Here is a 23,731-nt window from a genome sequence, read left to right as displayed (position 1 = left end):
TTGCCGTCGGGATTCAGGGCTGAATCTGCATTAAGGATACGCCAATCTGAACCCAGGTTCAGAGCTTCAGGTCGGCGGTACTGTCTGTTTCATAACGGAAGTCGCACCGATGGGGCGGCACCTCGAAGGCAATACCGACGATTTCGCCGCTGGTGCCGGGCTTTGTGCGAAAGCGACCAATCGAGCAGACGTATCGGTAGGTGATCCTGTCCGATGAAATGCGGTGGATCTTTTGATAAGCCATGGGATGGGCAGAGGCAACCTCGTGGCTCTCCATGACGCTGCTCAGATCATCCGGGTGAATACGGGCAATGATATCCATCATGTTGATGGGACCATCCGTATGCCTGATGCCGTAAAGTTTGCTGTAGGTGGCGCTGCAAAATGTGTGACCGCTATCCAGGTCGAGACGCCATAAACCTACAAGATTGAAGGTAGAAAAAATTTCAAAGAATTCGTCTGTCGACAAACCGAAGTCCTGCAGCGTGTCGATCTTTCCAGCAATGGATCCGGATTTTGACAGCAATGGTCGAACCCTTATTGACACTTATCTAATACGCCCCGTTGTTAGGTGATTAAACGTAGGCGGATAGCTTTTGCTACCAGTTGGGTTCGATTTACACAATCCAGTTTCTTGATTGCCTTATTCAGATACGCATTAACGGTATGATCGGACAAGGAAAGAATGTCACCAATTTCGGACGACGTCTTCCCCTGTGAGGTCCATTTCAGCACCTCCAGTTCGCGGGCCGTCAGAATGCTTTTCGGTGGCGGTTCCGTGCGGCGCACGCGATCGAAGACCCTGAAACATTGAAGCATCAGCATTCCAACCTCATTGAGTTGAGGCAGGGTCAGAACCGGACGGTCTCCGTCGAGGCGCATGACGAACATGGATCCATCTGACGAACTGAAAGGCATGGCGACGCCGGTGGTCATGCCGTAGGTTTTCGCAAGGCGTCGAAACGGTTCCGGAAAATCCAGCGGCCAACCGTCATCATACTGCTCTTCATAACTCCAGCACAGCGGAAGAGCCATGTTCTTCAACAGCGGGACCAGCGGGCAAGCAGTGAGCAGCCTCAGACGGTCGAAGTCGCGAAGGTAGGCGCGAGGGACATTCGCCTCTACGATAAGTGGTTCCAGTAGAGAGTCCGACGCCGCAGGCGCGCTCATGAGCGCGAAGTATTTGAAGCCAAATTGTTTTGCAAGTTTCGCCAGAACAGCCACGACCGCCGCGCGTGAATCCGCCGTAGAAATTTCCCGACTCAAAAGCGAATGCCGTTCAAGCGTAATCATGAATTCCCGATCGTTTGCCTGCGCTAAACTGCAATGGGTCGACGATAGCCGAACCGTAAAACCTTGCCAACGTTATTTTCGCATTTTCACATCTATACTGGGGTTCGACTGAGTCAATACGATTTAACCTGGAGCCCGCCTGTATCAATTCGATGCAATTGGTCTCGGTTGGATGAGTATTTGCTCGACACGATGGCCGTTGTCCAATCCTTGCTCTCATTTTTCGAGATTGCATGGGTCTTGCTGATACAATCTGGTGAGGGTTCTGTAAACACGGGAAGAGTTACGACGAAAAATTCAATAAATTTTGATCAGTGGAGCAAAAAGTATTGAGCGCACAAGTAATTGTCTATGAGAACGGCGTCACTGTCTACCCTTTGGATCAGATCATCCTCTACGCGAACAAAACTCGTTTTGAGTGGCATCCCGGCACTGGTAGGCGCCAGCGATGCAATGCGCTATGCAGATTGAAACGCATCGGAAACGGAGACTTGGTGTGATCGTGCCGTCTGACATCGAAATTGCGCGTAACTCTGCCATGAAGCCGATCACGGAGATTGGATCTGCGATTGGAATACCGGTCCAATCTCTGGTTCCATACGGTCATGACAAGGCAAAGGTGGCAGCAGCTTTTCTGCGCTCTCTTGGTGACAGACCCGATGGTAAGCTCATCCTGGTAACGGCGATCAATCCGACGCCCGCTGGCGAAGGCAAAACAACGACGACTGTGGGTCTCGGCGATGGACTGAACCGGATAGGCAGGAGCGCCATGATATGCCTGCGCGAACCGTCGCTGGGGCCTTGCTTCGGAGTTAAGGGGGGTGCTGCCGGAGGTGGCTATGCGCAGGTCGTTCCCATGGAAGATATCAACCTGCACTTTACGGGTGATTTCCACGCCATTACCGCGGCACACAATCTGCTGGCCGCCCTGATCGACAACCACATCTACTGGGGTAACGCTCTCGACTTTGATCTTCGGCGCATTGCCTGGCGGCGTGTGGTCGACATGAACGACCGGGCACTCCGGGAGATCGTCGGTTCGCTCGGCGGTGTGTCAAACGGATTTCCGCGTGAAACCGGTTTTGACATCACTGTTGCCTCCGAAGTCATGGCTATCCTTTGCCTTGCCGAAGACCTTGCGGATCTGGAAGCGCGTCTCGGCGCCATCATCGTTGGCTATCGCCGTGACAAGACGCCTATTTTCGCGCGGGATCTGAAGGCGGACGGTGCCATGGCCGTGCTGTTGAAAGATGCCTTGCAGCCCAATCTCGTGCAGACGCTGGAGAACAATCCGGCTTTCGTGCATGGCGGGCCATTTGCCAACATTGCGCACGGCTGTAATTCCATCGTGGCGACAAAGGCTGCCTTGAGGCTCGCGGATTTTGTTGTGACCGAAGCGGGCTTCGGCGCGGACCTCGGTGCAGAGAAATTTTTCGACATCAAGTGCAGAAAGGCAGGTTTGCAGCCTGCGGCCGCCGTGGTGGTCGCAACTATTCGTGCGTTGAAGATGAACGGCGGCGTTGCGAAGGCGGATCTTGGGCGCGAAGATGTCGACGCCCTTCGGGCGGGATGCGTCAATCTTGGTCGTCATATCGAGAACATCCGCAAGTTCGGCGTTCCCGTTATCGTGGCCATCAATCATTTTTCGTCTGATACCGATGCAGAGGTTCAGACCATTGTTGATTACGCGAATGGTCAGGGTGTCGATGCTGTACTTTGCCGTCATTGGGCGCAGGGGTCTGCAGGCATTTCTGAACTTGCTGAAAAGGTGGCTGCACTGGCGAATTCCGGTGAAGCAGACTTTCGTCCCTTGTATGGCGATGACCTGCCGCTCTTGGCGAAGATCGAGAGGGTTGCGCGGGAGATCTACCGCGCCGACGGGGTTACTGCCGACGCATCGGTTCTTGAACAGTTGCTGGCTTTCGAAGCGCAGGGTTATGGATGTCTTCCGGTTTGCATTGCCAAGACGCAATACTCCTTTTCCAGTGACCCCTCTCTGCTCGGAGCGCCGACGGGACATAGTCTGCCAATCAGGGAGGTCAGGCTTTCGGCGGGCGCGGGCTTCGTGGTCGCCATCACGGGCGAGATCCGAACCATGCCCGGTTTACCTCGATCACCTTCGGCAGAGCGAATTGCCTTGAACGAACTCGGGCAGATCGAAGGGCTTTTTTAGGATGAGGAATTAGTCATCCAAAGCTGTAGCTTGATGTCAGCACTCAAATATGATTGTTAATCATAGTTATAATATGGATTCCAATGATTTTTACGCGAATTTTCGAGATTAATTTATGATTCACGATAGTTTTCTGTTCTGTTCGGGCAAGAAATTTGTGCAAGTTTGCTAACTTGTCTTCAGTAATTCCTCTCTATGCTTTGAGCTATTGATGGAGTGAAGGCATGCCACTATCGCATAACCCTAATCTGTTGCAGCCCCGAACGCCAATCCTGAACTGGATCGCTGACATGGGCTCCGACATTTCGGAGGAAACCCGCAGCAGGCTCTGCGCGACGCTGGCGTCGTCCACTCTCCCGGCTATTCTCGGCTCTATCAACTCCATCTTCATCACCATGCTGGCCTATGCGCGTATCGAGAACCCCATTCTCGTGTGTGTCGCACTTCTCGATCTTGCCTTTGGGATCGTACGCGTTTCGGCGACAAACATAAAATCGCTGCGCACATTCGCGGCCGATCTCGTTGTCATCTCCGGAATCGGCTGGGCAGCAATGATGGCTGCGACTATGGTTGTCCTTGGCTTCAGCAATGATACGCCGATGCTCATTGTGGTGATCGCTTCCGGCCTCGGGTCTTGTGCCGGCATCATTGCACGCAATTATGCGGCGCCGCGTCTGGCCCTGACCCAGGTGATCCTGATCGATACATCGTTCAAGATCCCTTTCTGTATTCATCATCCCGAGTTCACTCCGCTCATTCTCATTCAGGGCATTGGTTTCATCGGTATTGCCATCTGGATCATGCGCCAGCAGCGCGAAACGACTGTCCGGGCAATTGCGGGTGAAATCGAGAGCCGAACGCAATCGCTACTGGATCCGCTCACGGGTCTTCTGAACAGGCGAGGCCTTGCGGAAAAGGCGCAGTCGATGCGGCAGACCTCAACGACCAAGGCTCTTCTATATCTTGATCTTGATGGCTTCAAACAGGTCAACGACCGCTTGGGGCACGGTGTGGGCGATGAAATTCTCAGGCAGTCGGCACGACGTCTTTCCATTTGTCTCCCGAATGCATCCATCTGTCGTATGGGCGGAGACGAGTTCATCGTGCTTGTCGACTGTCACAGTCGGCAGGAAGCCGCTGTCATTGGTGCGCGGATCATTCAGACGATTTCTATGCCGAGCGTAACATGCGCAGGTCAGGCATCTGTCGGTGTCAGTATCGGCATTTCGCTGTTCGATCCGAAAGCGGTCGATCTTGAGCGCGCCATGGTGGAAGCAGACGAGGCACTCTATCGCGCCAAACGTGCAGGCCGCGGCTGTGCGCTGCTTCACGACCCCCGAAACGCGGATGCACCGAAGGTTCCGGCCTGAGCACAGAAGTTTAGCGACAATACCGATATTGATCCTTCCGGCTTAGCACGTCGAGATGCAGATGATCCTCATGGGTTGCGTCGCTTCCCGGTGATAGAACGGTGCGGAAGTGAAGGCACGCACCCGTTGTTGCTGTTCTCTGGAACGCGCCCTCCATTGTCGGGTCTTCCGCTTTAGGCTTCATTCCAATCACGTCACCCTTGTCGAGTTCCAGTGCAATCACGTCGATCGCATTGCCTTTCGCATGCTCTGAAATCTTGCCTGTCTCGGCGTGATTGCGCTTGCGGCAGGCATAGGATGCAGCATTGCGAACGCCGATGATTTTCTTGTCCGGAAACGCAACCTTCACGGCCGGCTGTACCGTATCGTTCAGCCAGTGGGATAGCGCCAGCGCTGTCTCGCATCGCAAGGGGGAAGGATCGGAGAGTTTGATGCCGGGAAGGGGACTTGTGAGCCTGATCGGCTTTTCAATTCCGCACGTGCCGTCTTCCTCGGAGATCGGTTCGGCCTCGAAGAACTCGGCCCCCATTGATTTCAATTCCGACAGGCAGGCAGCATAGGCTTGCGAATCCTCCTTGATGATGCTTTGGACGGCAGGTTCTTCCGGTGTCTTGCTCTCGGTCTCGACATCTGTGGCTGGCTTGGACGCCGATTGAGGTTCACTGGCTGGCTGCTTGCCAGGCGTTTCAGGCTCTGCCGGCGGCTGTGGCTTTGCTGCAGGTGTTGGAACGTCTTTCGTCTCCGGAATGCCCGTATTGTCCGACAGAGATTTTTCCGACGAGCCTTGGGCCTCAGCTGGCTTTGCTTCAGGACGCGGGCCTTCTGTCGGCAGGTTCGCCGCCGTGAGCGAAATCGTGGCCAACAAGGCTGCAGCTATGCGCATCATCATGAACATCGTCCTCCAGGTGCCGGCGAACAACGCTTAAGGATCAAATTGGTCGCATGCTCCCTGCTGGAGGCTCTTGCGAAGCGGGTTTGGAGCCGCTATCAATCCAGACATGAAAACGTCTTTGATCATGGCTATCTGGTGGTGGGCGCGCACTTAAGCGGCCTTGACCAGTCATGTTCAAAGACAAGACAAAGCCGCCCGACCACCGAGGCGGCTTTCTTGTTCCCCAAGACCCCCCTCGCAAACCGGGCAAACGCCGAACGCTTGCGCCGCAAAACAGCTTTCGCGGTTGTCGAGGACAGGATAAGAACGCGGGATATTCAGAGGTGGATTATGGTCACGATTATTGAAGATGATGGATCCGAGGTCTACGAGACCCGCGGTGGTATAAAGGTCAGCCGCAAACGTCGTGCTGCACCCTATGTCGATGCAATTTCCAGCTATGTCGACAAGCTTGATGAGCGTCGGGGCGCCGTCTTCTCCTCAAACTACGAGTATCCGGGTCGCTACACGCGCTGGGACACGGCCATCGTCGATCCGCCGCTCGGCATCTCCTCCTTCGGACGTCAGGTCTGGATCGAGGCCTATAACGGGCGCGGCGAAGTGCTGCTTCAACTCATTGCAGAGCGTTTGGCAAGCGAGACCGAGTTGACGCTGGGGGAACGTACTGCGCGCCGCCTGGATCTCTCCGTCAATCTGCCGACGCGCGCCTTCACGGAAGAAGAGCGCTCGAAGATGCCGACCGTCTTTACGGTGCTGCGTGCAGTTGTTGATCTTTTCTACTCCGATGCCGACAGTGCAATCGGCCTATTCGGTGCCTTCGGCTATGATCTCGCATTCCAGTTCGATTCAATCCAGCTATCGCTGCAGCGACCGGACGATCAGCGCGACATGGTACTGTTCCTGCCGGACGAGATCCTCGTCGTGGACCACTATTCCGCCAAGGCCTGGATCGACCGCTACGACTTCAGCCGCGGCGACCTGACCACCGTTGGCAAGAGCGAGGAAATTGCGCCCGATCCGTTCCGCACCACGGATGTCATCCCGCCGAAGGGCGATCATCGTCCCGGCGAGTATTCCGAACTCGTGGTCAAGGCCAAGGAAAGCTTCCGTCGCGGTGACCTGTTCGAGGTAGTGCCGGGGCAGAAGTTCATGGAGCGATGCGACAGCAAGCCTTCGCAGATCTCCAATCGGCTGAAGGCGATCAACCCGTCGCCCTATTCCTTCTTCATCAACCTCGGTCATCAGGAATATCTGGTGGGCGCCTCGCCGGAAATGTTCGTCCGTGTCTCGGGCCGACGCATTGAGACGTGCCCGATTTCGGGAACCATTCGCCGTGGCGAGGATGCAATCTCCGACAGTGAGCAGATTTTGAAGCTGCTTAACTCGAAGAAGGACGAATCCGAACTGACCATGTGCTCGGATGTCGACCGCAACGACAAGAGCCGCGTCTGCGAGCCGGGTTCAGTAAAGGTCATTGGTCGTCGCCAGATCGAAATGTATTCGCGTCTTATCCATACGGTGGACCATATCGAGGGCCGCCTGCGTCCCGACATGGATGCCTTTGATGGATTCCTCAGCCATGCCTGGGCAGTCACCGTGACGGGTGCTCCGAAGCTGTGGGCCATGCGCTTTATCGAGAAGCACGAAAAGAGCCCGCGTGCCTGGTATGGCGGCGCCATCGGCATGGTAGGCTTCAACGGCGATATGAATACGGGGCTTACGCTCCGCACCATTCGCATCAAGGATGGTATTGCGGAGGTGCGCGCCGGAGCGACGCTGTTGAACGACAGCGATCCGCACGAGGAAGAGGCTGAAACCGAACTGAAGGCATCTGCCATGATTTCTGCAATCCGTGATGCGCGCGCGGGCAATGCGGCCAAGGCGGGCCGTGATGTTGCGGCTGTTGGCAAGGGTGTGAAAATTCTGCTGGTCGACCATGAAGACAGCTTCGTTCATACGCTGGCGAACTACTTCCGCCAGACCGGCGCCGAAGTCTCTACAGTGCGCACGCCAGTGCCTGCCGAAATTTACGACCGCATCAAGCCTGATCTCGTCGTCTTATCACCCGGACCGGGCAATCCGCAGGATTTCGACTGCAAGAACACGATCAAGGCGGCGCGAGCCAAGGGTCTGCCGATCTTCGGTGTTTGCCTTGGCCTGCAGGCGCTGGCGGAAGCATATGGTGGGGAATTGCGTCATCTGGCCGTACCCATGCATGGCAAGCCATCGCGTATTCGCGTTCTGGAGCCGGGAATTGTTTTCTCGGGCCTCGGCAAGGAGGTGACGGTCGGACGTTATCACTCCATCTTTGCCGACCCGAAAACGCTTCACCCGGATTTCATCATCACGGCCGAAAGTGAAGACGGCACCATCATGGGCATTGAGCATGCCAAGGAGCCGGTCGCAGCTGTGCAGTTCCATCCGGAATCGATCATGACGCTTGGCGGTGACGCTGGTATGCGGATGATTGAGAACGTCGTGGCGCATCTGGCGCGGAAGGCCAAGGAGCAGGCGGCGTAATCGCTGCCTCATCTTGCTTTTGGAAGGGGCGGTTTCTCGCCCCTTTTTTGTTCCGATCAGCTATGGAGTCCGATGACTTTCTCAAAGGCTTCCCAGGTATCGTCCATCGCATATTCCTTGAGGAAGGGTAGGTTCAAGTGACCGAAGAGTGGCGAAAGCTGCCATTCTGCCGTTTCCTCATCGACGCCGGCAATCTGCTGGAGGTACAGGACGGTGGCGAAACCCGTACGATCGGCACCGCTGCGACAGTGAACCAGCACCGGACCTTCCGCGCTGCGCATCAGGTCCAGCAGTTGGAATGTGCGATCCAGCCCCAGCGGTTTGCGCGCGGACATCTCGAAGTTAAGTTCCTTCGCACCATGCTCAGTCACCATGGCTTCCTCTGCCCGATACCATGCTGCATTGGGATTGCCGCCGCGAAGGTTGATGACTGTCTTGATCTTGTATTCGTCGATGTATCTTCCAAGGTTTTCAGGAGAAAGCTGCGCGGAGCGGTAGAATTTTCCGGGAATGACTTCGTGGAAATTTCCAACAAGTTGAAGATAGCCGAGATAGACACCAAGCCCAAGCACAGCGGCGCCAACCGCCAGTGTAACTTTTTTTGCAATTCTGATGATTATCATGGGAATATGCGTCCTGTCTGGATTTCGTCTTGTCTGGAGCGGTTACGACCAGAGAGCCTGGCCTGTGGCGAATTTATGTCTGTTGCAAGGCCACCAACATTTCCTCCCAAGTGCTGCTACTGGACCAGCATCACGATGCTTTGACAGCCGAGCAAAAGTGAGCGATAGAGACCCAACAGGAACCGCCGGGCGCTGACGCCCCGGCGGTTTCGCCGTTTCAGAGCTATTGCAAATCATTCGCATACGCAGAGAACATGATGTCACAGCCAAACCACACACTCGTTCAGCGCCTTGCCTTCTGGGGTATTCCACTCTCCTTAGCTGTCATGAGCCTGAAGCTTCTGGCCTGGTGGGTCACGGGATCCGTGGCTCTGCTTTCAGATGGCCTTGAGTCATCGGTGAATGTGACTGCGGCGGTGGTTGCCTATTTCGTCATTCGGTATGCGCAGCGCCCCGCCGATGACGACCACCAGTTCGGGCATCACAAGGCAGAATACATATCCGCGGTCCTGGAGGGCGTGCTGATCGTGGTTGCGGCACTTCTGATCGTCAAGGAAGCCTATGCCGGGATCCTGCAGCCCGCGCTACCGGAAGCGCCATGGCTCGGTCTTGGCATCAATGGCTTTGCCGGTGTCATCAATGCGGTCTGGGCGACTGTTCTCATCCGCGTGGGGACGGCCAACCGTTCTCCTGCCCTGAAGGCGGACGGTCATCATGTCATGTCGGATGTCGTTACCTCCGGCGGCGTTTTTGTCGGGCTGGTTCTGGCTGTTCTGACGGGTTACGCCATCCTGGATCCGCTGTTGGCGCTGATCGTAGCAGTCAACATTCTCTGGCAGGGATACAAGCTGATTACTTCATCTCTCGGCGCGCTGATGGACAAGGCGGTCGAGCCGGAAGAAGAGGTAGCAATCAAGGAGGCGATTGCTGCCCATTCCGCAGGAGCGCTGGGCGTTCATGATCTTAGAACACGGCGCGCTGGTGCGGCTGCCTTCATCGATTTTCATCTTGTGGTGCCAGCCATGATGACAGTGGGCCAGGCGCACGATATTTGTGACCGCTTGGAAGATGCGATCAAGCAGGCTATTCCCGGTGCATCATTGGCCATTCACGTGGAGCCCGAGGGCGAGCGTGCCCATGGTGTCAAAGTTCAGATAGAAGGTTAGTCAGATGAGCAAGACCGATGTCAGCGGGCTCTCCCAGCTCGGCCGCCAGGTGGATGCGCCAACCAGCCCGGAAGAGGCGGTGCTGGAAAAGGTGCCCAACAACAATGCAGGAACGGATTTCGTCGTGCGTTTCACCGCGCCGGAATTCACATCGCTGTGCCCTATGACCGGACAGCCGGATTTCGCGCATATCGTGATCGATTACATCCCGAATGGTTTTCTGGTGGAATCGAAATCGCTGAAGCTGTTCCTCACCTCGTTCCGTAATCACGGCGCCTTCCACGAGGATTGCTCCGTGTACATCGCCAAGCGGATCGTTGATCTGCTGGAGCCGAAATGGCTACGCATCGGTGCCTACTGGTATCCGCGCGGCGGAATACCGATCGATGTTTTCTGGCAGACCGGTGCAGCGCCGGAAGGTGTCTGGTTGCCGGATCAGGGCGTGCCGACCTATCGCGGCCGTGGGTGAAAACAGTTAAGGGAAGCCGGGCGCTGAACCCGGCTTCTGTCCATCACGCGAAGCTACTATCGTCGCCGCCGGAATCACTGGCGTCGGCACTCCAGTCGTCATAGGATGCCTGCTGGAGATCATTGTCCGGCTTAGGGTCAGCCTGCGCCGGAATTGGATCGGCCTGGGCTGGAGGGGCGTCGCCATAATAGTTGTTGATGACCGTGGTTTCCTCGATCGGGTTGCTGCTGAACCCTTCGGCTGCCGGAGAGGCCAGACCAAGCCCGCTCATATGATGACTGAAGATTCCGCTAAGGGAGTTGGCAAGAAGCATGCCGCCTGCAACGCCAGCGGCCGTGCCGAGCGCGCCCGTCAGGAAGCTGCTGCCAGCCGACGGCGCGCGCATGGCAGGGGCGGAAGCGCCGGAAGACCAAGGGCCGGATGGTGCCATTGCTCCCGGTTGTCCATAGGCTGGTTGCTGCTGCACTTCGAGCGATTGACCCCAAGGGCCGCTTGGTGCGCCATTGTAGGGACGAAGCGATGGCTGCTGTCGCGATTGTGCGGGCGGTTGCGGCGGCTGGCTGGAGCCGAAGATGGAGCTGAGAAAGCCGCCACGCTGCTCCGTTTCGCGCGGCGCAGCTGCCTGTTTTTCCTGCAACTGCCGAACTTGCGCCTCAAGTTCTGAAATCCGTTTGGATGCGGCTTCGAGACCCTTCTCCTGCACGATGACGGCCTGTGCCAGATAGTAGGGCGAGGCGGGTTCCTGACGAACGGCACCCGCGATCAGCGTTTCCGCTTCCGGGTCGCGCGGCGTGGCAGTGGCACCTCGGACTCGTTGAAACAGTTCAGTCAGAAGTTGGCGTTCTTCAGGTGACATGGTCAGCTCCTCAAGGCTCGTTTAACGACAGCCATGAGGAGGAAGTAGGGAGAAATTCGGGCCTTGTCAGCAGGCCCGAAGCTTAAATCTTGGTAAGAGAGCCTTACTTCAGCCACCAAATGCAAGCGAAAGACCGGCAAGAGCCGTTGCTGCGCCTGCAATGCGACCGATGGCGGGAGACAGGCGGGCGGTCGTCACGCCAAGTCCGACGCCGATCAGGTGCAGGAAAGCCGTTGCGACGGCAAAGCCCAGGCCAAACTGAAGTGCCGCCGCGGACCCCAACTCGCCACCGTGCGCGTAGCCGTGGAATAGCGCGAACATGCCAACGATCGTTCCCGATGCTGCCAGAGGCACGCGCACAGCCAGGGCCACCAGTAGGCCAAGGCCGATCACAGAGGCCAGGATTGCGGGTTCGACGAAGGGAAGGGGCGCCCCTATAACCGCAAGACCAAAGCCGAGAATCATCATGCCCACGAAGGCGGAGGGAACAAGCCAGAGAGCCTGACGACGCTCGGGATCCGTGCCGATCTGGGCCGCCCAGAGGCCAACCGCAACCATGGCCAGAACATGGTCTGCTGCGAAGAGGGGGTGGGACAGCCCTGCCGCGATCGAACCATGTTCCAGTGGATCAAGATGTGCGAATGCCGGGACGGCGGTCAGGGCGGATACTGCGACAGCCAGTGAAAGACGTTTGAACATGAATGTTCCCCTTCGAAATGCGCGGCGCAACGGAATTCATTGCGTTCGGCGCGAGATTAGGCACTGCCTAAAAAGTTGTCTATGCGTAAAATGACGAAGGCCATATTCATCATAACGTCGCTGGCTGATTGTTTTGTGCGCGCGAACACATTATGTCCGAGGAGAGCAAATTCACTCTGGAGACTGTTCGATGAACGACGAGAATGAAGACGACAAGACGAAGGAATTGCCGCTCGGCAAGGAAACGGAGGCGAATCTTTTCAAGTCGCGTTCGATCTTCATTTATGGCCCGATTACCCAAGAGCTGGCCCAGAAGGTCTGCACCCAGCTTGTTGCGCTGGCTGCCGCGAGCGATGAAGACATTCGCATTTACGTAAACTCCCCCGGCGGTCACGTCGAATCAGGCGATTCGATTCATGACATGATCAAGTTCATCAAGCCGAACGTCTGGATGATCGGTACGGGTTGGGTAGCCTCTGCCGGTGCGTTGATCTACGTCGCGGCGCCGAAAGAGCGCCGCATCTGCTTGCCGAACACCCGCTTCCTGCTTCATCAACCCTCTGGTGGAACGCGTGGAATGGTCTCTGATATCGAGATCCAGGCTCGCGAAATCATCAAGATGAACCAGCGCCTGATCAAGATCTTCGCCAAGGCTACCGGCCAGAGCGAGGAAAAAATCGCCAAGGATATTGATCGCGATTACTGGCTGGGCGCGGAAGACGCTGTGTCCTACGGCCTCGTCAACCGCATCGTCGAGAGTCAGTCCGAGATCGACTGACGTTACGCTAAGTTCTTATTCTGCGAGAAGCCGTGCCGGAGTTCCTCCGGCACGGCTTTTTCTTTGCCGCAAATTGATCTTTTTTGAGCAATTGCTCAAAAAATTCTTGTGCCCTTTGGTGTCCCGATGTCGATTTCGTTCGGTTAACAACCACTCACGCCGCTGGATGTCCTGTAGATGGCGATGCACGGACAGATAGCTAGCCATGCTACCTTTGGCGGGCAAAAAGCAATCCATGCGGGAAAAAGTGAGTGAAGCTCATGATAGCGGTAACAACTATCCACATCATCCGAAATTGCCTGCAGATATACTTTTATACTCGCCGAGCTGTAGTCTCTCCTTAAGACGGTAAACAGGATATAGATTGCGTTAATAAATATATGCATATTTTTGGATTTAGAAGAAGTGCCAGGATGGAGGCATCATAACAGGTTCCATCACGCGGATGAGGATTTTCATGTTCACATTGACCATCTCTCGCATGACCGTTTTGTTTGGTATTATTGTAGCAACAGGGATTCTCGGCTCGCTCGGTATCCAGCGTATTGTTTTAGGTGAGTTGAAAGTTGGTGGTCCGGTTTTTAATCAGATCGTCGATGGAAAAGATCTGGTGGCAGATATTCTTCCTCCGCCGCTTTACTTGGTGGAGGCCTATGGACTGGCGACGGAAGTGGTGATCCATCGTGACGAGCTTCCGGATAACGTCAAACTGATCAACAAACTCAAGAAGGACTATGAGGAAAGGCGTTCTTATTGGAAGGCTTCCAATTTGCCGGATGAACTGAAGTCTTTTCTTCTGAATGATGTGCTCGTCAAAGGTGATGCTTTCTGGAAGCAGATTGACGCGAGCTTTGCCGTGCTCGCAGCCGATGCCGATGTCGAGACTGCCCACATAAGCTTCGATGCCTTGCAACAGAAGTTTCGTGACCATCAGGCCGCGGTCGTTCGTCTGGTCGATATGGCGAATGCATGGATGAAAGCCACTGAAGCAGAGGCGGAAGAGGCCAACAGAAAGTTCGGCGCACTTGCTCTGGGAGGCAGCATCCTGTCGCTTCTCATCTTTCTGGTGGGGCTGTGGTTCATGAAGATGCGTGCCATCGGGCCGTTGACTGCCATCGGCGGATATATGAGCCGTCTTGCCGCCGGTGACTATAGCCAGGATGTTCCTTTCGCGCAGCGTGGCGACGAGATCGGCGACATGGCGCGTTCGGTTCAGACGTTTCGCGCCGCAGCGCTGGAACGCAAACGTCTTCGAGAGGAGATGGAGGCTGGCCGTCTCCTGTCAGACGAGGCAAAGGCCCTGCAGGAACGGCACCGGCTCGAGGAGGCGGTACAGCTTAAGCAGGTCGTCGACAGTTTGGGCGCGGGTCTGCGCCGACTGGCGGAATGCGATATTTCCAAGCCGCTGGATGAGGCTTTTGCCACGCAGTTCGAAGCCTTGCGCGAAGACTTCAACCATTCCATCGCTACAGTTCAGCAGACACTGGAGCAGGTTCTTCTGAAGACTGCGCAGATCAACGGCAGTGCCATGGCAATGAGCGAGGCGGCCAACAATCTTTCGCGGCGTACCGAGCAGCAGGCTGCGGCCCTTGAGCAAACCGCCGCATCTCTCGAAGAGGTTACCTCGACAGTGAAGGCTTCGGTGGAGCGTACATCTGAAACGCGCAATCTGGTGCGGGATGCGCGGACATGCACATCGAAGTCCAGCGGTGTTGTTGCCGATGCAATCGACGCGATGAAACGTATCGAAGGCGCATCTGGCGAGATCGGCAAGATTGTCGATGTGATCGACCAGATTGCCTTCCAGACCAATCTTCTCGCCCTCAATGCGGGGGTTGAAGCTGCGCGCGCCGGGGAGGCCGGCAAGGGCTTTGCCGTCGTTGCGCAAGAGGTTCGCGATCTTGCCCAGCGCTCGGCGACCGCGGCGAAGGAAATCAATGCCCTCATCGCAAAGTCAAGGACAGAAGTTGCCGCCGGCGTGCAACTCGTTGTCGAGACGGGCGGAGCCTTGCAGCAGATTGAAACATTCGTCGGGGAAATCGATGCTAAGGTAGAGGCCATTACCACGGCGTCGCGAGAGCAAGCGATCGGTCTTTCGGAGATCAGCGATGCGGTCAACTCCATTGATCAAATGACCCAGAAGAATGCATCGATGGTGGAGGAAACGACCCTGATCAGCAATTCTCTGGCCGCTGATTCGAATCTGCTCAGCAGCATGGTTGGTAGATTCCAGCTCAATCAAAGCCGTGATGACAAGGATAGAACGACGCGGCAGTCAAAGCAAGCCGCCGCCAGCGCAGGGTCTTTGCCTTTCCTCCGGGCCTCCTAATTGCTTCCTTTATCGAAAAAGCTGAGGAGAAGACCCGGCTGCTAGGCAGCCGGGTTAGAATTCGATGAGAAAATCGTCACACAACGCCGCCTACGTTCATCGGAATTGAAAATTTAGGGGTTTTATTTCAGGTAGTTACCTTTAATTTTGTGCAGGTCTGCAAATAAATACAGCCGTTGAGGTTGAATATATCCAATAAAAGCGTACCCTCAGCCCATCGACAATTGCTTGTGACGTCGTCCCGGAGCTTGATGCTCTCGTCAGATTTCCTCTCAAATCTTCGATCTTTGCCCGCAAGGTATCGTGGGCCCTACAACGATTTGATGAAAGGAAATCGTTATGAATATCGGCACAGTCAAGTTTTTCAACACCACCAAGGGTTTCGGCTTCATTCAGCCTGAGAACGGCAATGCGGACGTTTTCGTCCATATTTCTGCTGTTGAGCGCGCTGGCATGCGCACTCTGGTGGAAGGTCAGAAGGTGAGCTTCGAAATCGTCCAGGACCGTCGTTCTGGCAAGAGCTCTGCAGACAACCTTCAGGCTGCTTGATTTCCCGCTGCCTGTCACTCTTCGAGTGGCGAGGCGTCAGGGATCGGTACCCGGATTTCTCGGTGCGCCTCGCGCATTCGAGTTTGCTGGCTGAAAACTGCTCTCTTCGACCACGGATGTACTGGCGTTGAAGCAGGAAGCATTATGAGGTCGGGTTCTTCCCGGCCTTTTGTTTTTGTTCAGCCAATGCATGTCGTGCTTAACCGGATCCGGTTGAGCGGAACGAACATGCATCAAGTCAAAGTCTTACAGCGTCGTTCGCGCGTTCAATTGAACGCGCCGCGCTGTAATGAAATGCAGAAGGAGAGTGCCGTGGCGAGAAACCGCTACATAGCTGGTGATCGCATCGTTCTGAAGGCAGGTCCTTCCGGCCAAGCTCAGGGCAAGGGGCAGATTATATCGGTCCAGCCCGAGTCGCAAAGTGGTGGGCCAACGCGCTACCGTGTTCGGTTCAGTGAGGAAAGCTTCGACCGCACCGTCGGCGAAGATGACATTGACGCCTCACTGTCCAGTTCCGGGAAGCAACCACCAAAAGCCGGTGGAGAGCAAAAGCCCGCGTCCGGCTGGATCAACCTCAATTCAATGAAAATCAAGAAGTAGCAGCACGTCTGCACCAAGGAGCCATCTTGCAGGTCATCGTCAGAGACAACAACGTCGAACAGGCGCTTCGTGTGCTCAAGAAGCGCATGCAGCGTGAAGGCATCTTCCGCGAGATGCGTGCCCGGACTTCCTACGAGAAGCCCTCCGAGCGCCGTGTTCGCGAAGAAGCAGAAGCCGTTCGCCGCCATCGCAAACTTGTGAAGAAGCAGATGCAGCGTGAAGGCCTGTTGCCCATGCCGAAGAAGGCTGTTCGCCCGCGCTAAAGCATGTCGTAGCCATAAGTGTGCAGCGGTTGCGCGCTAACGACATGCGATAAAACGAAACACTTTGGGTATCGGCTCGATATCAAGATGTGTGCCATTGTCATAAATACTTGTGGCGCACATCTATTACTTGCTCAGGTTTTATTCGTTTTATCTTTTCAACCTTAATTGTTGTGAATTGCGGAAAATATTCCATACTCGCCGAAAGCATTACGGCGGATGATTCGACGTGTTGACCGAAGATGTTGACCAAACTCTTTTAAATCTTGCTGATACGGCACGGCATGCCGGCCTATCCAGTCGTCAGATACGCGTCTGGGAAGAGCGCTATGGTTTGACCGACTTTACCAGCGCGGAACTGAAGCCACATACTTATACCCTGCGCCATGCCGAACGGCTTCGATCCCTCAAACTCTGCATTGATGCTGGCTACCGGATCAGTACGCTCGTCAGACTGGACGCGAAGGATCTGCAATCCATGACACAGGATGTCGTGCTCCGAAACGCGCTGCGTCCCGGGGTCGAACTTCTTCGTGTCGGCAGGTTCGCGGATTTCGCGCTCTGGCTGACCGATCGCCGACGTCTTCAGGAGACGGAAGACTTTATTTTCACAACGGTTTCACCCCTCATGAACCTGGTGGGTGCGTTGTGGGCTGAAGGCCGGTTGTCGGTTGCCGATGAACACTTTGCCAGCATGCAGATCAGGAAGCTGTTGCTCGACAGCCTCGATCTTTATGAGGCCCCCTGTTCGTCTGCGCCTCTCATCATCGCCACGACACCGGAGGGTGAAGCGCATGAAATCGGCGCGCTTTGCGCCGCAGTCCTCGCCAGGCAAGCCGGATGGAACGTGCTGTACCTTGGCCCAAATCTCTCCGTCATGGAGATCGCGCATGCGGCAGAGCGCCATGGCGCCCGTTGCGTTTGTCTCAGCAGTATCTCCCTGGCGTACCGGGCGTTCGAGAAAATCCTCGCTGACCTGCATGCGACAGTTCCGGCCCATGCGGATATTGTCATCGGCGGTCCGGTATCGCAGCCGTTTATCGCGCCGGAACGGATCATCCTGCTTCAGGACATGCACGATTTTTCCGCCTATCTCTCCCGTCGTATTGCATAAAACTGGGTAAAAAAAATCCGCCGGATTGCTCCGGCGGATCCTGGAATACGCTTACGGCGTGACGTTTCAGAATTCGACAGCGCGATCGCCGTTCTCATCCTGGATGCGTGTCGGCAGACCGATCTTGTTCAGAAGGTTGATGAACGGCTTCGGAGCAAGCTCTTCCACATTCGCCATCTTCTTCACATCCCATTCGCCTGTTGCAACCAGCATGGCCGCTGCGACCGGTGGAACGCCTGCCGTGTAAGAAATGCCCTGGCTGCCCACTTCATTGTAGGCTTCCTTATGGTCGGCGACATTATAGATGAAGACGGTCTTTTCCTTTCCGTCCTTCAGGCCCTTCACGTAATCGCCGATGCAGGTCTTGCCTTCATACTCTGGTGCCAGCGATGCCGGGTCCGGCAGGCAGGCCTTGACGACCTTGAGCGGCACGACTTCAGAGCCATCGGCCAGCTTGACCGGTTGTTCGGAGAGAAGGCCGATCGACTTCAAGACCGTGAAGACGTTGATGTAGTGATCGCCGAAGCCCATCCAGAAGCGGACGTCTGCGCCGTCCATGTTCTTGGCCAGCGAATGGACTTCGTCATGGCCGCAGAGATAGGCCTTGCGCTTGCCGACAACCGGCAGGTCATATTCCTTACCGATCTCGAACATCTTGTTCACCTGCCACTGGCCCTTCTGCCAGGAGTAGACGACGCCGGTGAATTCACGGAAATTGATTTCCGGATCGAAGTTCGTGGCGAAGTACTTGCCGTGGCTGCCAGCATTGATGTCGACGATATCGACATCGGTGACCTTGTCGAGATACTCGTCCTTGGCCAGCTTGGCATAGGCGTTGACGACGCCCGGATCGAAACCGGCGCCGAGGATGGCGGTGATGCCCTTTTCCTCACATTCTGCGGCGCGCTTCCACTCGTAGTTACCGTACCATGGTGGCGTTTCGCAGATCTTGTTCGGCTCTTCGTGGATGGCCGTGTCGATGTAGGCAGCGCCGGTATCCATGCAAGCCCGCAGGACTGACATGTTCAGGAAGGCTGTGCCGACATTGATGACGATCTGAATGCCAAGCCTGGTGATCAGCGTCTTGGTGGCTTCGATATCGAGGGCGTTGAGCGCATGGGCTTCAAGAACGCCCTCCTGCTTCATGGCCTTCTTTTCGTGTACGCTCGCGATAATCGCGTCGCACTTCGACTTGGTGCGGGATGCGATATGGAGATCGCCCAGCACGTCGTTATTCTGCGCACATTTGTGGGCGACCACCTGCGCGACGCCGCCCGCGCCGATGATGAGCACGTTCTTTCTCATGATAGGGACCAACTCCTATGTCCAATCGTCAGAGACCAACCTGAGGTATTTCAGGAAAGGCTTTCTTCGTAGTCCGTGTAAGAAAATTCACGAACCGTCCTGATGCTGCCATCCAGTTCACGGATGGCGATTGCCGGCATTTGCACACCGTTAAACCAGTTTTTCTTGACCATCGTGTAACCGGCGGTGTCTTGTATGGAAATGCGGTCGCCGACATTCAGCTCACTCGGGAAATCGAATTCGCCAAAAATATCGCCAGCCAGGCAGGACTTGCCGCAGACCATGTAACGATGTGGTCCCTGGTTGGGATGAACCTTGGCATTTTCGCGATAGATCAGAAGATCCAGCAAGTGTGCCTCGATGGACGAATCCACCACGACAAGGTTCTTGCCGTTGTAGAGCTTGTCGAGAACGGTGACTTCCAGCGTCGTCGATTTTGTAATGGAGGCCTCGCCGGGCTCCAGATAGACTTGTACGCCGTACTCCCCGGAGAAGCGCTTCAGGCGCTCGGCGAACTTTTCAAGCGGATAGTTCTCGCCGGTGAAATGAATGCCGCCACCGAGGCTCACCCATTCCGCCTTCTTCATAAGCGGGCCGAACTTCTCTTCGATCTGGCCGAGCATCTTGTCGAACAGATCGAAGTCGCCGTTCTCGCAGTTGTTATGGATCATAAAGCCGGTGATGAAGTCCATGACCGGCTCGACCTGTTTCAAGTCCCACTCGCCGAGGCGAGAGAAGGGGCGGGCAGGATCTGCCAGATCGAAGCTGGACGACGAGACGCCAGGGTTGAGACGCAGGCCGCGAATGATGCCGGAAGACTGCTTTTCAAAGCGCTGCAACTGACCGATGGTGTTGAAGATGATCTTATCGGCATGGGAGACGACCTCATCGATCTCGTAATCGGCATAGGCAACCGAATAGGCATGCGTTTCCTTGCCGAACCGCTGATGGCCAAGGCGCACCTCATTGAGCGAGGATGACGTCGTGCCGTCCATGTAATCGCGCATGAAGTCGAACACGGACCAGGTGGCAAAGCATTTCAGAGCCAGGAGGGCCTTTGCGCCCGAAAGCTCGCGCAGCTTCGCGATCTTCTCCATGTTGGTGAGAAGCTTAGACTTGTCGATTAGATAATATGGAGTCTGGATCAAGGCTTCATCCTTCGTGAACCCAGCCGTTTCCGGCGGAAGTGAACGGGACGCCCCGAATGCGTCGGCTGGGGGCTTATGCAAAAGGGGGGCAGAAGGCAAGAGGCAAAGCAGGCAAACCTCAAGGATTCTTGGATTTTGGGCGGCTTTCAGAGAATCTGCTCAGAGAACTGAATTACCCCGCAATAAGCTTGCTCGCATCGCTGCAATCTGGTGTGACTTCCGATACGGATTCACTGCCGCGGATTGCATGCCATGCTGAAAGACTTTTCCATCCAGGCCACCATCATGGGGACGCTGGTTGCCTTTGTCGGGTTCATCAGTTCGTTTGCCGTTGTCATGCAAGGGCTGACAGCCATGGGGGCGGCGCCGGATCAGGTGGCGTCCGCGCTTTTCGTGCTGGCAGCTTTGATGGGATTGCTCGGCATCATCTTTCCACTCTGGAAGCGCATGCCGATCAGCTGTGCGTGGTCGACACCCGGTGCGGCGCTTCTGACCAATGTTGGAATGATAGAAGGCGGTTTTTCCGCAGCGGCTGGCGCCTTTGTCCTGTGCGCCGTGCTGATCATTCTGTCGGGCCTGTTCCAGCCTCTGGGCAAAGCCATGCGCATGATACCCGCTTCGCTTGCCAATGCCATGCTGGCGGGTATCTTGCTCAGTCTTTGCCTTGCGCCGGTCAAGGCCATTGCCTTCAACCCTTGGCTGGGGCTACCGATTGTCGGAACCTGGATGGTGTTCCTGATGTGGAAACGGCTCTGGGCGGTGCCCGCCGCACTCGGTGCCTTTGCGCTTGTACTCGTCTTTGGCGTTGATCTTCCGCCGGACATGCTTTCGCAGCTGGGCAGCTCCATTCATCCGACGCTTGTGCCCGTGATGCCGACCTTCACCTGGCATGGCTTCGTCTCAGTCGCCATTCCATTGTTCGTCGTGACGATGGCCTCGCAAAACATTCCCGGCATTGCGATCCTCAAAGTCTATGGCTACGAGCCGGCTCCCGGCCCGCTGTTTGCTTCAACCGGTGTATTCTCGCTGGTTGCCGCGCTTTTCGGAGCTGTGCCCGTTAATCTCGCAGCGATCACTGCGGCCATGTGCGCCAGTGATGAGGCGCATCCCGATCCGAAGCGGCGCTACTGGTCTGCGATCATCGGCGGCATTGGCTATATTCTGTTCGGCCTTCTGGCATCCGCCATCATTGCCTTTGTTGCCTTTGCTCCGCCCATTCTTCTGCAGGCTGTTGCCGGACTTGCGCTTGTGGGAGCGTTTTCCAGCTCTGCCCAGGCCGCTTTTCGGGATGCAGATCACCGCGAGGCGGCGGCCATAACCTTTCTGGTCACGGCTTCCGGAACAGCTTTCCTGGGTGTTTCCGGTGCCTTCTGGGGGCTGGTCGCAGGTGCGTTTATGTTGGGCCTTCGCCGCTTCGTGCAGCAAAATAGTCACTGAAGGCGCAACCCATCTTGCGCATCACCGCATCCCGCGTTATCAAATTCTCCATGAAGATCACGGGCAGCACATTTACGACTTCTTGCGTCGCGGGCCAGATGGCACACCGCGCGTCTTCTGCTGCCCTAAACTCGCTTCTTCTTCTCGGCCTTATCGGCGGTTGCCGGGTCCGTTAAGGAGCGCCCGGCGGCCGAAAGAGCCTGCCGGCTAGAGCTCCTTTTCACAAAATCCCTGATTTGCAGACCGAATGCCTCGATAGAGGTCTTGATCCACCGTTTCAACGCTGTAACAGGCTGATGCCATAAGCGTGACGCTGGACGCGAAGGAGAAGACGAATGAGTGCCAATACTCCCGCAACGCAAGCCGCGACATTGAGCCAAGGCCGGGACAAGGGCCAGAGCCGGGGAATGCCGGACGCATCCCGCAAATATCGCCCTTATCCCACGATCAATATTCCGGATCGTACCTGGCCATCAAAGGTGATCGACAAGGCGCCGATCTGGTGCTCCGTGGATCTGCGCGACGGTAATCAGTCGCTGGTCAACCCGATGGGGCACGATCGCAAGGCGCGTATGTTCAAGCTGTTGCTGGATATGGGTTTCAAGGAAATTGAAATCGGTTTCCCTTCGGCCTCGCAGACGGATTTCGACTTTGCCCGCTGGTGTGTTGAAGAAGGTGGTGTGCCGCAGGATGTTTCCCTGCAGGTTCTGGTGCAGTGCCGCCCGGAACTGATCACGCGTACGTTTGAATCGCTGGAAGGCGCGCATCAGCCGATTATTCACTTCTACAATTCAACTTCCGAACTGCAGCGTCGCGTGGTGTTTGCCAAGGACGTTGCAGGTATCAAGCAGATCGCTGTCGATGCTGCGAAGATGATCATGGACATGTCTGCCAAGGCAGGCGGAGGCTATCGTTTTGAGTATTCGCCGGAAAGCTTTACCGGCACAGAGCTGGAAGTGGCGCTGGAGATCTGCAACGCCGTCATCGCAGAGGTGAAGCCGACGGCTGACAACAAGCTGATCCTCAACCTGCCTTCCACGGTTGAGATGGCAACGCCCAACATCTATGCGGACCAGATCGAATGGATGTGCCGCAATATCGACAACCGTGAAAACGTGCTGATCTCGCTGCATCCGCACAACGACCGCGGCACGGGCATTGCTGCAACGGAACTGGGCCTGATGGCCGGTGCCGACCGCGTGGAGGGCACACTGTTCGGCAATGGCGAGCGCACGGGCAACGTCGATGTCGTCGCACTGGCGCTGAACATGTATACGCAAGGCGTCGATCCTGAGCTGGATTGCACTGATATCGAGCGCATCAAGGCGGTTTACGAATATTCCAACGAAATGACGATCCCCGAGCGTCATCCTTATGTTGGCGAGCTGGTCTATACTGCCTTCTCAGGCTCTCACCAGGATGCGATTAACAAGGGAATGAAGGCGATCAAGCAGGCCAATTCGCCTGTCTGGGAAGTACCTTATCTGCCGATCGATCCGCAGGATGTCGGCCGTACCTATGAGGCGATCATTCGCATCAACTCGCAATCGGGCAAAGGTGGCATCGCCTATATCCTCTCCCAGGATTACGGCATCAACCTGCCACGAAACCTGCAGGTCGAATTCCGCGAGGATATCCAGAGGATCACCGATGAGGAAGGCAAGGAACTGCCGTCCAAGCGTATCTACGAGCGCTTCATCGAGCGCTATGTCGATCAGCCGGAAGGGCGCATCAAGTTCGTGGATCACCACACCTATCCTGCTGGAACCGACCAGAGAGGGATCCGTATCGTGGCGGCTGAAATCACCGACAATGGCGAGACCAAGCGCATCGAAGGGAAGGGCACGGGGCCGATCGACGGCTTCATCAATGCTCTTTCGATCTATCTCGGCAAGGAACTCTCGGTTGCGGATTATTCCGAGCACTCCCTCCAGCATGGCTCTAATGCGTCGGCCATCGCCTATGTCGAGATGGAGTACCAGGGGGGCAAGCTGTTCGGAGCGGGTATCAACACCAATATCGTGACGGCCTCGCTTGAGGCGATCGTCTCGGCCGCGAACCGCGTGCTCGCAGGCAACTAAACAGCCACAGGATGGAATTGGGGTTGACCCTGCAGCGCCCGGTTTTTACGCCGGGCGTTTTGCGTG

Annotated in this window: 21 protein-coding genes; 13 read left to right on the top strand and 8 right to left on the bottom strand. The window is 56.0% G+C overall.

The annotated features are described in order from the left end of the window. Positions 1-58: 58 nt before the first annotated feature. Together E8M78_RS16820 and E8M78_RS16815 are read right to left on the bottom strand one after the other, a co-directional pair. Positions 59-526: a PAS domain-containing protein gene (locus E8M78_RS16820; RefSeq protein ID WP_170973452.1), complete on the bottom strand. Its 468-nt coding sequence runs from the start codon at positions 524-526 to the stop codon at positions 59-61. A gap of 41 nt (positions 527-567) precedes the next feature. Further along, entirely contained in the window at positions 568-1,293 is a 726-nt protein-coding gene (locus tag E8M78_RS16815) for a LuxR C-terminal-related transcriptional regulator (protein WP_137136138.1), read from the bottom strand. A gap of 460 nt (positions 1,294-1,753) precedes the next feature. Between E8M78_RS16815 and E8M78_RS16810 the strand changes: the two genes are divergently transcribed. Further along, positions 1,754-3,466, top strand: coding sequence for a formate--tetrahydrofolate ligase (locus E8M78_RS16810; RefSeq protein ID WP_137136137.1), 1,713 nt, complete (start codon positions 1,754-1,756; stop codon positions 3,464-3,466). A gap of 224 nt (positions 3,467-3,690) precedes the next feature. After that, complete coding sequence (locus E8M78_RS16805; RefSeq protein ID WP_137136136.1) at positions 3,691-4,836, top strand: GGDEF domain-containing protein; 1,146 nt, start codon at positions 3,691-3,693, stop codon at positions 4,834-4,836. Between the two features lie 10 nt (positions 4,837-4,846). On the opposite strand, the gene E8M78_RS16800 is transcribed toward E8M78_RS16805, so the two are convergent. Then, complete coding sequence (locus E8M78_RS16800) at positions 4,847-5,725, bottom strand: extensin family protein (protein ID WP_137136135.1); 879 nt, start codon at positions 5,723-5,725, stop codon at positions 4,847-4,849. Between the two features lie 333 nt (positions 5,726-6,058). On the opposite strand from E8M78_RS16800, the gene E8M78_RS16795 reads away from it, so the two are divergent. Next, entirely contained in the window at positions 6,059-8,248 is a 2,190-nt protein-coding gene (locus E8M78_RS16795) for an anthranilate synthase (protein ID WP_137136134.1), read from the top strand. Between the two features lie 56 nt (positions 8,249-8,304). Here the strand turns inward: E8M78_RS16795 and E8M78_RS16790 are convergent, their stop codons facing one another. Then, positions 8,305-8,871 (bottom strand): tyrosine-protein phosphatase, encoded by a 567-nt coding sequence (locus tag E8M78_RS16790; protein ID WP_137136133.1) that lies wholly within the window; start codon positions 8,869-8,871, stop codon positions 8,305-8,307. 257 nt (positions 8,872-9,128) lie between these two features. Here E8M78_RS16790 and E8M78_RS16785 point away from each other — a divergent pair, with 257 nt between their 5' ends. Both E8M78_RS16785 and queF read left to right on the top strand, forming a co-directional pair. Further along, positions 9,129-10,037 carry a cation diffusion facilitator family transporter gene (locus tag E8M78_RS16785; protein ID WP_137136132.1) on the top strand — a complete coding sequence of 303 codons (909 nt, stop codon included), beginning with the start codon at positions 9,129-9,131 and terminating at the stop codon, positions 10,035-10,037. Between the two features lie 4 nt (positions 10,038-10,041). Continuing rightward, positions 10,042-10,506, top strand: coding sequence for a preQ(1) synthase (gene queF, locus E8M78_RS16780; protein ID WP_062553955.1), 465 nt, complete (start codon positions 10,042-10,044; stop codon positions 10,504-10,506). Between the two features lie 43 nt (positions 10,507-10,549). On the opposite strand, the gene E8M78_RS16775 is transcribed toward queF, so the two are convergent. Both E8M78_RS16775 and E8M78_RS16770 read right to left on the bottom strand, forming a co-directional pair. Continuing rightward, positions 10,550-11,362 carry a DUF2076 domain-containing protein gene (locus E8M78_RS16775; RefSeq protein ID WP_137136131.1) on the bottom strand — a complete coding sequence of 271 codons (813 nt, stop codon included), beginning with the start codon at positions 11,360-11,362 and terminating at the stop codon, positions 10,550-10,552. Positions 11,363-11,470: 108 nt separating this feature from the next. Next, a complete protein-coding gene (locus E8M78_RS16770; RefSeq protein WP_137136130.1) occupies positions 11,471-12,061 on the bottom strand; it encodes a HupE/UreJ family protein in 591 nt (196 codons plus the stop codon). 190 nt (positions 12,062-12,251) lie between these two features. Here E8M78_RS16770 and E8M78_RS16765 point away from each other — a divergent pair, with 190 nt between their 5' ends. From E8M78_RS16765 to E8M78_RS16740, 6 genes are all read left to right on the top strand, one after another. Beyond that, entirely contained in the window at positions 12,252-12,839 is a 588-nt protein-coding gene (locus E8M78_RS16765; protein ID WP_137136129.1) for an ATP-dependent Clp protease proteolytic subunit, read from the top strand. Between the two features lie 457 nt (positions 12,840-13,296). After that, on the top strand, positions 13,297-15,168 hold the full coding sequence (locus E8M78_RS16760) for a HAMP domain-containing methyl-accepting chemotaxis protein (protein ID WP_137136128.1): 1,872 nt from the start codon (positions 13,297-13,299) through the stop codon (positions 15,166-15,168). Between the two features lie 339 nt (positions 15,169-15,507). Next, positions 15,508-15,717: a cold-shock protein gene (locus E8M78_RS16755; RefSeq protein WP_062553960.1), complete on the top strand. Its 210-nt coding sequence runs from the start codon at positions 15,508-15,510 to the stop codon at positions 15,715-15,717. Positions 15,718-16,029: 312 nt separating this feature from the next. After that, positions 16,030-16,317, top strand: a complete 288-nt coding sequence (locus E8M78_RS16750; protein ID WP_137136127.1) for a DUF1918 domain-containing protein — start codon at positions 16,030-16,032, stop codon at positions 16,315-16,317. Positions 16,318-16,343: 26 nt separating this feature from the next. Further along, the gene (rpsU, locus tag E8M78_RS16745) at positions 16,344-16,580 is read left to right on the top strand and encodes a 30S ribosomal protein S21 (protein WP_062553961.1); all 237 of its coding nucleotides are present in this window, start codon (positions 16,344-16,346) and stop codon (positions 16,578-16,580) included. Between the two features lie 229 nt (positions 16,581-16,809). Then, complete coding sequence (locus tag E8M78_RS16740) at positions 16,810-17,694, top strand: cobalamin B12-binding domain-containing protein (protein ID WP_137136126.1); 885 nt, start codon at positions 16,810-16,812, stop codon at positions 17,692-17,694. Between the two features lie 66 nt (positions 17,695-17,760). Here the strand turns inward: E8M78_RS16740 and E8M78_RS16735 are convergent, their stop codons facing one another. After that, the gene (locus E8M78_RS16735; RefSeq protein ID WP_137136125.1) at positions 17,761-18,999 is read right to left on the bottom strand and encodes a saccharopine dehydrogenase family protein; all 1,239 of its coding nucleotides are present in this window, start codon (positions 18,997-18,999) and stop codon (positions 17,761-17,763) included. A 50-nt stretch (positions 19,000-19,049) separates the two neighbouring features. Then, complete coding sequence (locus E8M78_RS16730) at positions 19,050-20,147, bottom strand: carboxynorspermidine decarboxylase (RefSeq protein ID WP_137136124.1); 1,098 nt, start codon at positions 20,145-20,147, stop codon at positions 19,050-19,052. Positions 20,148-20,399: 252 nt separating this feature from the next. Here E8M78_RS16730 and E8M78_RS16725 point away from each other — a divergent pair, with 252 nt between their 5' ends. Next, positions 20,400-21,584, top strand: coding sequence for a benzoate/H(+) symporter BenE family transporter (locus E8M78_RS16725; protein ID WP_137136123.1), 1,185 nt, complete (start codon positions 20,400-20,402; stop codon positions 21,582-21,584). Between the two features lie 407 nt (positions 21,585-21,991). Further along, complete coding sequence (gene leuA / locus E8M78_RS16720) at positions 21,992-23,665, top strand: 2-isopropylmalate synthase (RefSeq protein WP_137136309.1); 1,674 nt, start codon at positions 21,992-21,994, stop codon at positions 23,663-23,665. Positions 23,666-23,731: the final 66 nt, after the last annotated feature.

The sequence above is a fragment of the Rhizobium sp. FKY42 genome (assembly GCF_005222835.1).
Taxonomy (GTDB): domain Bacteria; phylum Pseudomonadota; class Alphaproteobacteria; order Rhizobiales; family Rhizobiaceae; genus Neorhizobium.
The sequence above is the reverse complement of the archived record's forward strand: the minus strand, read 5'-3'. Positions and strand labels throughout refer to the sequence as shown.

Excerpts from the sequence above, each read along its gene's own strand:
- E8M78_RS16810 (WP_137136137.1), top strand. The coding sequence starts at position 1,754 with ATGCAGATTGAAACGCATCGGAAACGGAGACTTGGTGTGATCGTGCCG.
- E8M78_RS16735 (WP_137136125.1), bottom strand. The coding sequence starts at position 18,999 with ATGAGAAAGAACGTGCTCATCATCGGCGCGGGCGGCGTCGCGCAGGTG.
- E8M78_RS16805 (WP_137136136.1), top strand. The coding sequence starts at position 3,691 with ATGCCACTATCGCATAACCCTAATCTGTTGCAGCCCCGAACGCCAATC.
- E8M78_RS16770 (WP_137136130.1), bottom strand. The coding sequence starts at position 12,061 with ATGTTCAAACGTCTTTCACTGGCTGTCGCAGTATCCGCCCTGACCGCC.
- leuA (WP_137136309.1), top strand. The coding sequence starts at position 21,992 with ATGCCGGACGCATCCCGCAAATATCGCCCTTATCCCACGATCAATATT.
- E8M78_RS16815 (WP_137136138.1), bottom strand. The coding sequence starts at position 1,293 with ATGATTACGCTTGAACGGCATTCGCTTTTGAGTCGGGAAATTTCTACG.
- E8M78_RS16760 (WP_137136128.1), top strand. The coding sequence starts at position 13,297 with ATGTTCACATTGACCATCTCTCGCATGACCGTTTTGTTTGGTATTATT.
- E8M78_RS16775 (WP_137136131.1), bottom strand. The coding sequence starts at position 11,362 with ATGTCACCTGAAGAACGCCAACTTCTGACTGAACTGTTTCAACGAGTC.
- E8M78_RS16725 (WP_137136123.1), top strand. The coding sequence starts at position 20,400 with ATGCTGAAAGACTTTTCCATCCAGGCCACCATCATGGGGACGCTGGTT.
- E8M78_RS16800 (WP_137136135.1), bottom strand. The coding sequence starts at position 5,725 with ATGATGATGCGCATAGCTGCAGCCTTGTTGGCCACGATTTCGCTCACG.
- queF (WP_062553955.1), top strand. The coding sequence starts at position 10,042 with ATGAGCAAGACCGATGTCAGCGGGCTCTCCCAGCTCGGCCGCCAGGTG.
- E8M78_RS16790 (WP_137136133.1), bottom strand. The coding sequence starts at position 8,871 with ATGATAATCATCAGAATTGCAAAAAAAGTTACACTGGCGGTTGGCGCC.
- E8M78_RS16785 (WP_137136132.1), top strand. The coding sequence starts at position 9,129 with ATGTCACAGCCAAACCACACACTCGTTCAGCGCCTTGCCTTCTGGGGT.
- E8M78_RS16765 (WP_137136129.1), top strand. The coding sequence starts at position 12,252 with ATGAACGACGAGAATGAAGACGACAAGACGAAGGAATTGCCGCTCGGC.
- E8M78_RS16795 (WP_137136134.1), top strand. The coding sequence starts at position 6,059 with ATGGTCACGATTATTGAAGATGATGGATCCGAGGTCTACGAGACCCGC.
- E8M78_RS16755 (WP_062553960.1), top strand. The coding sequence starts at position 15,508 with ATGAATATCGGCACAGTCAAGTTTTTCAACACCACCAAGGGTTTCGGC.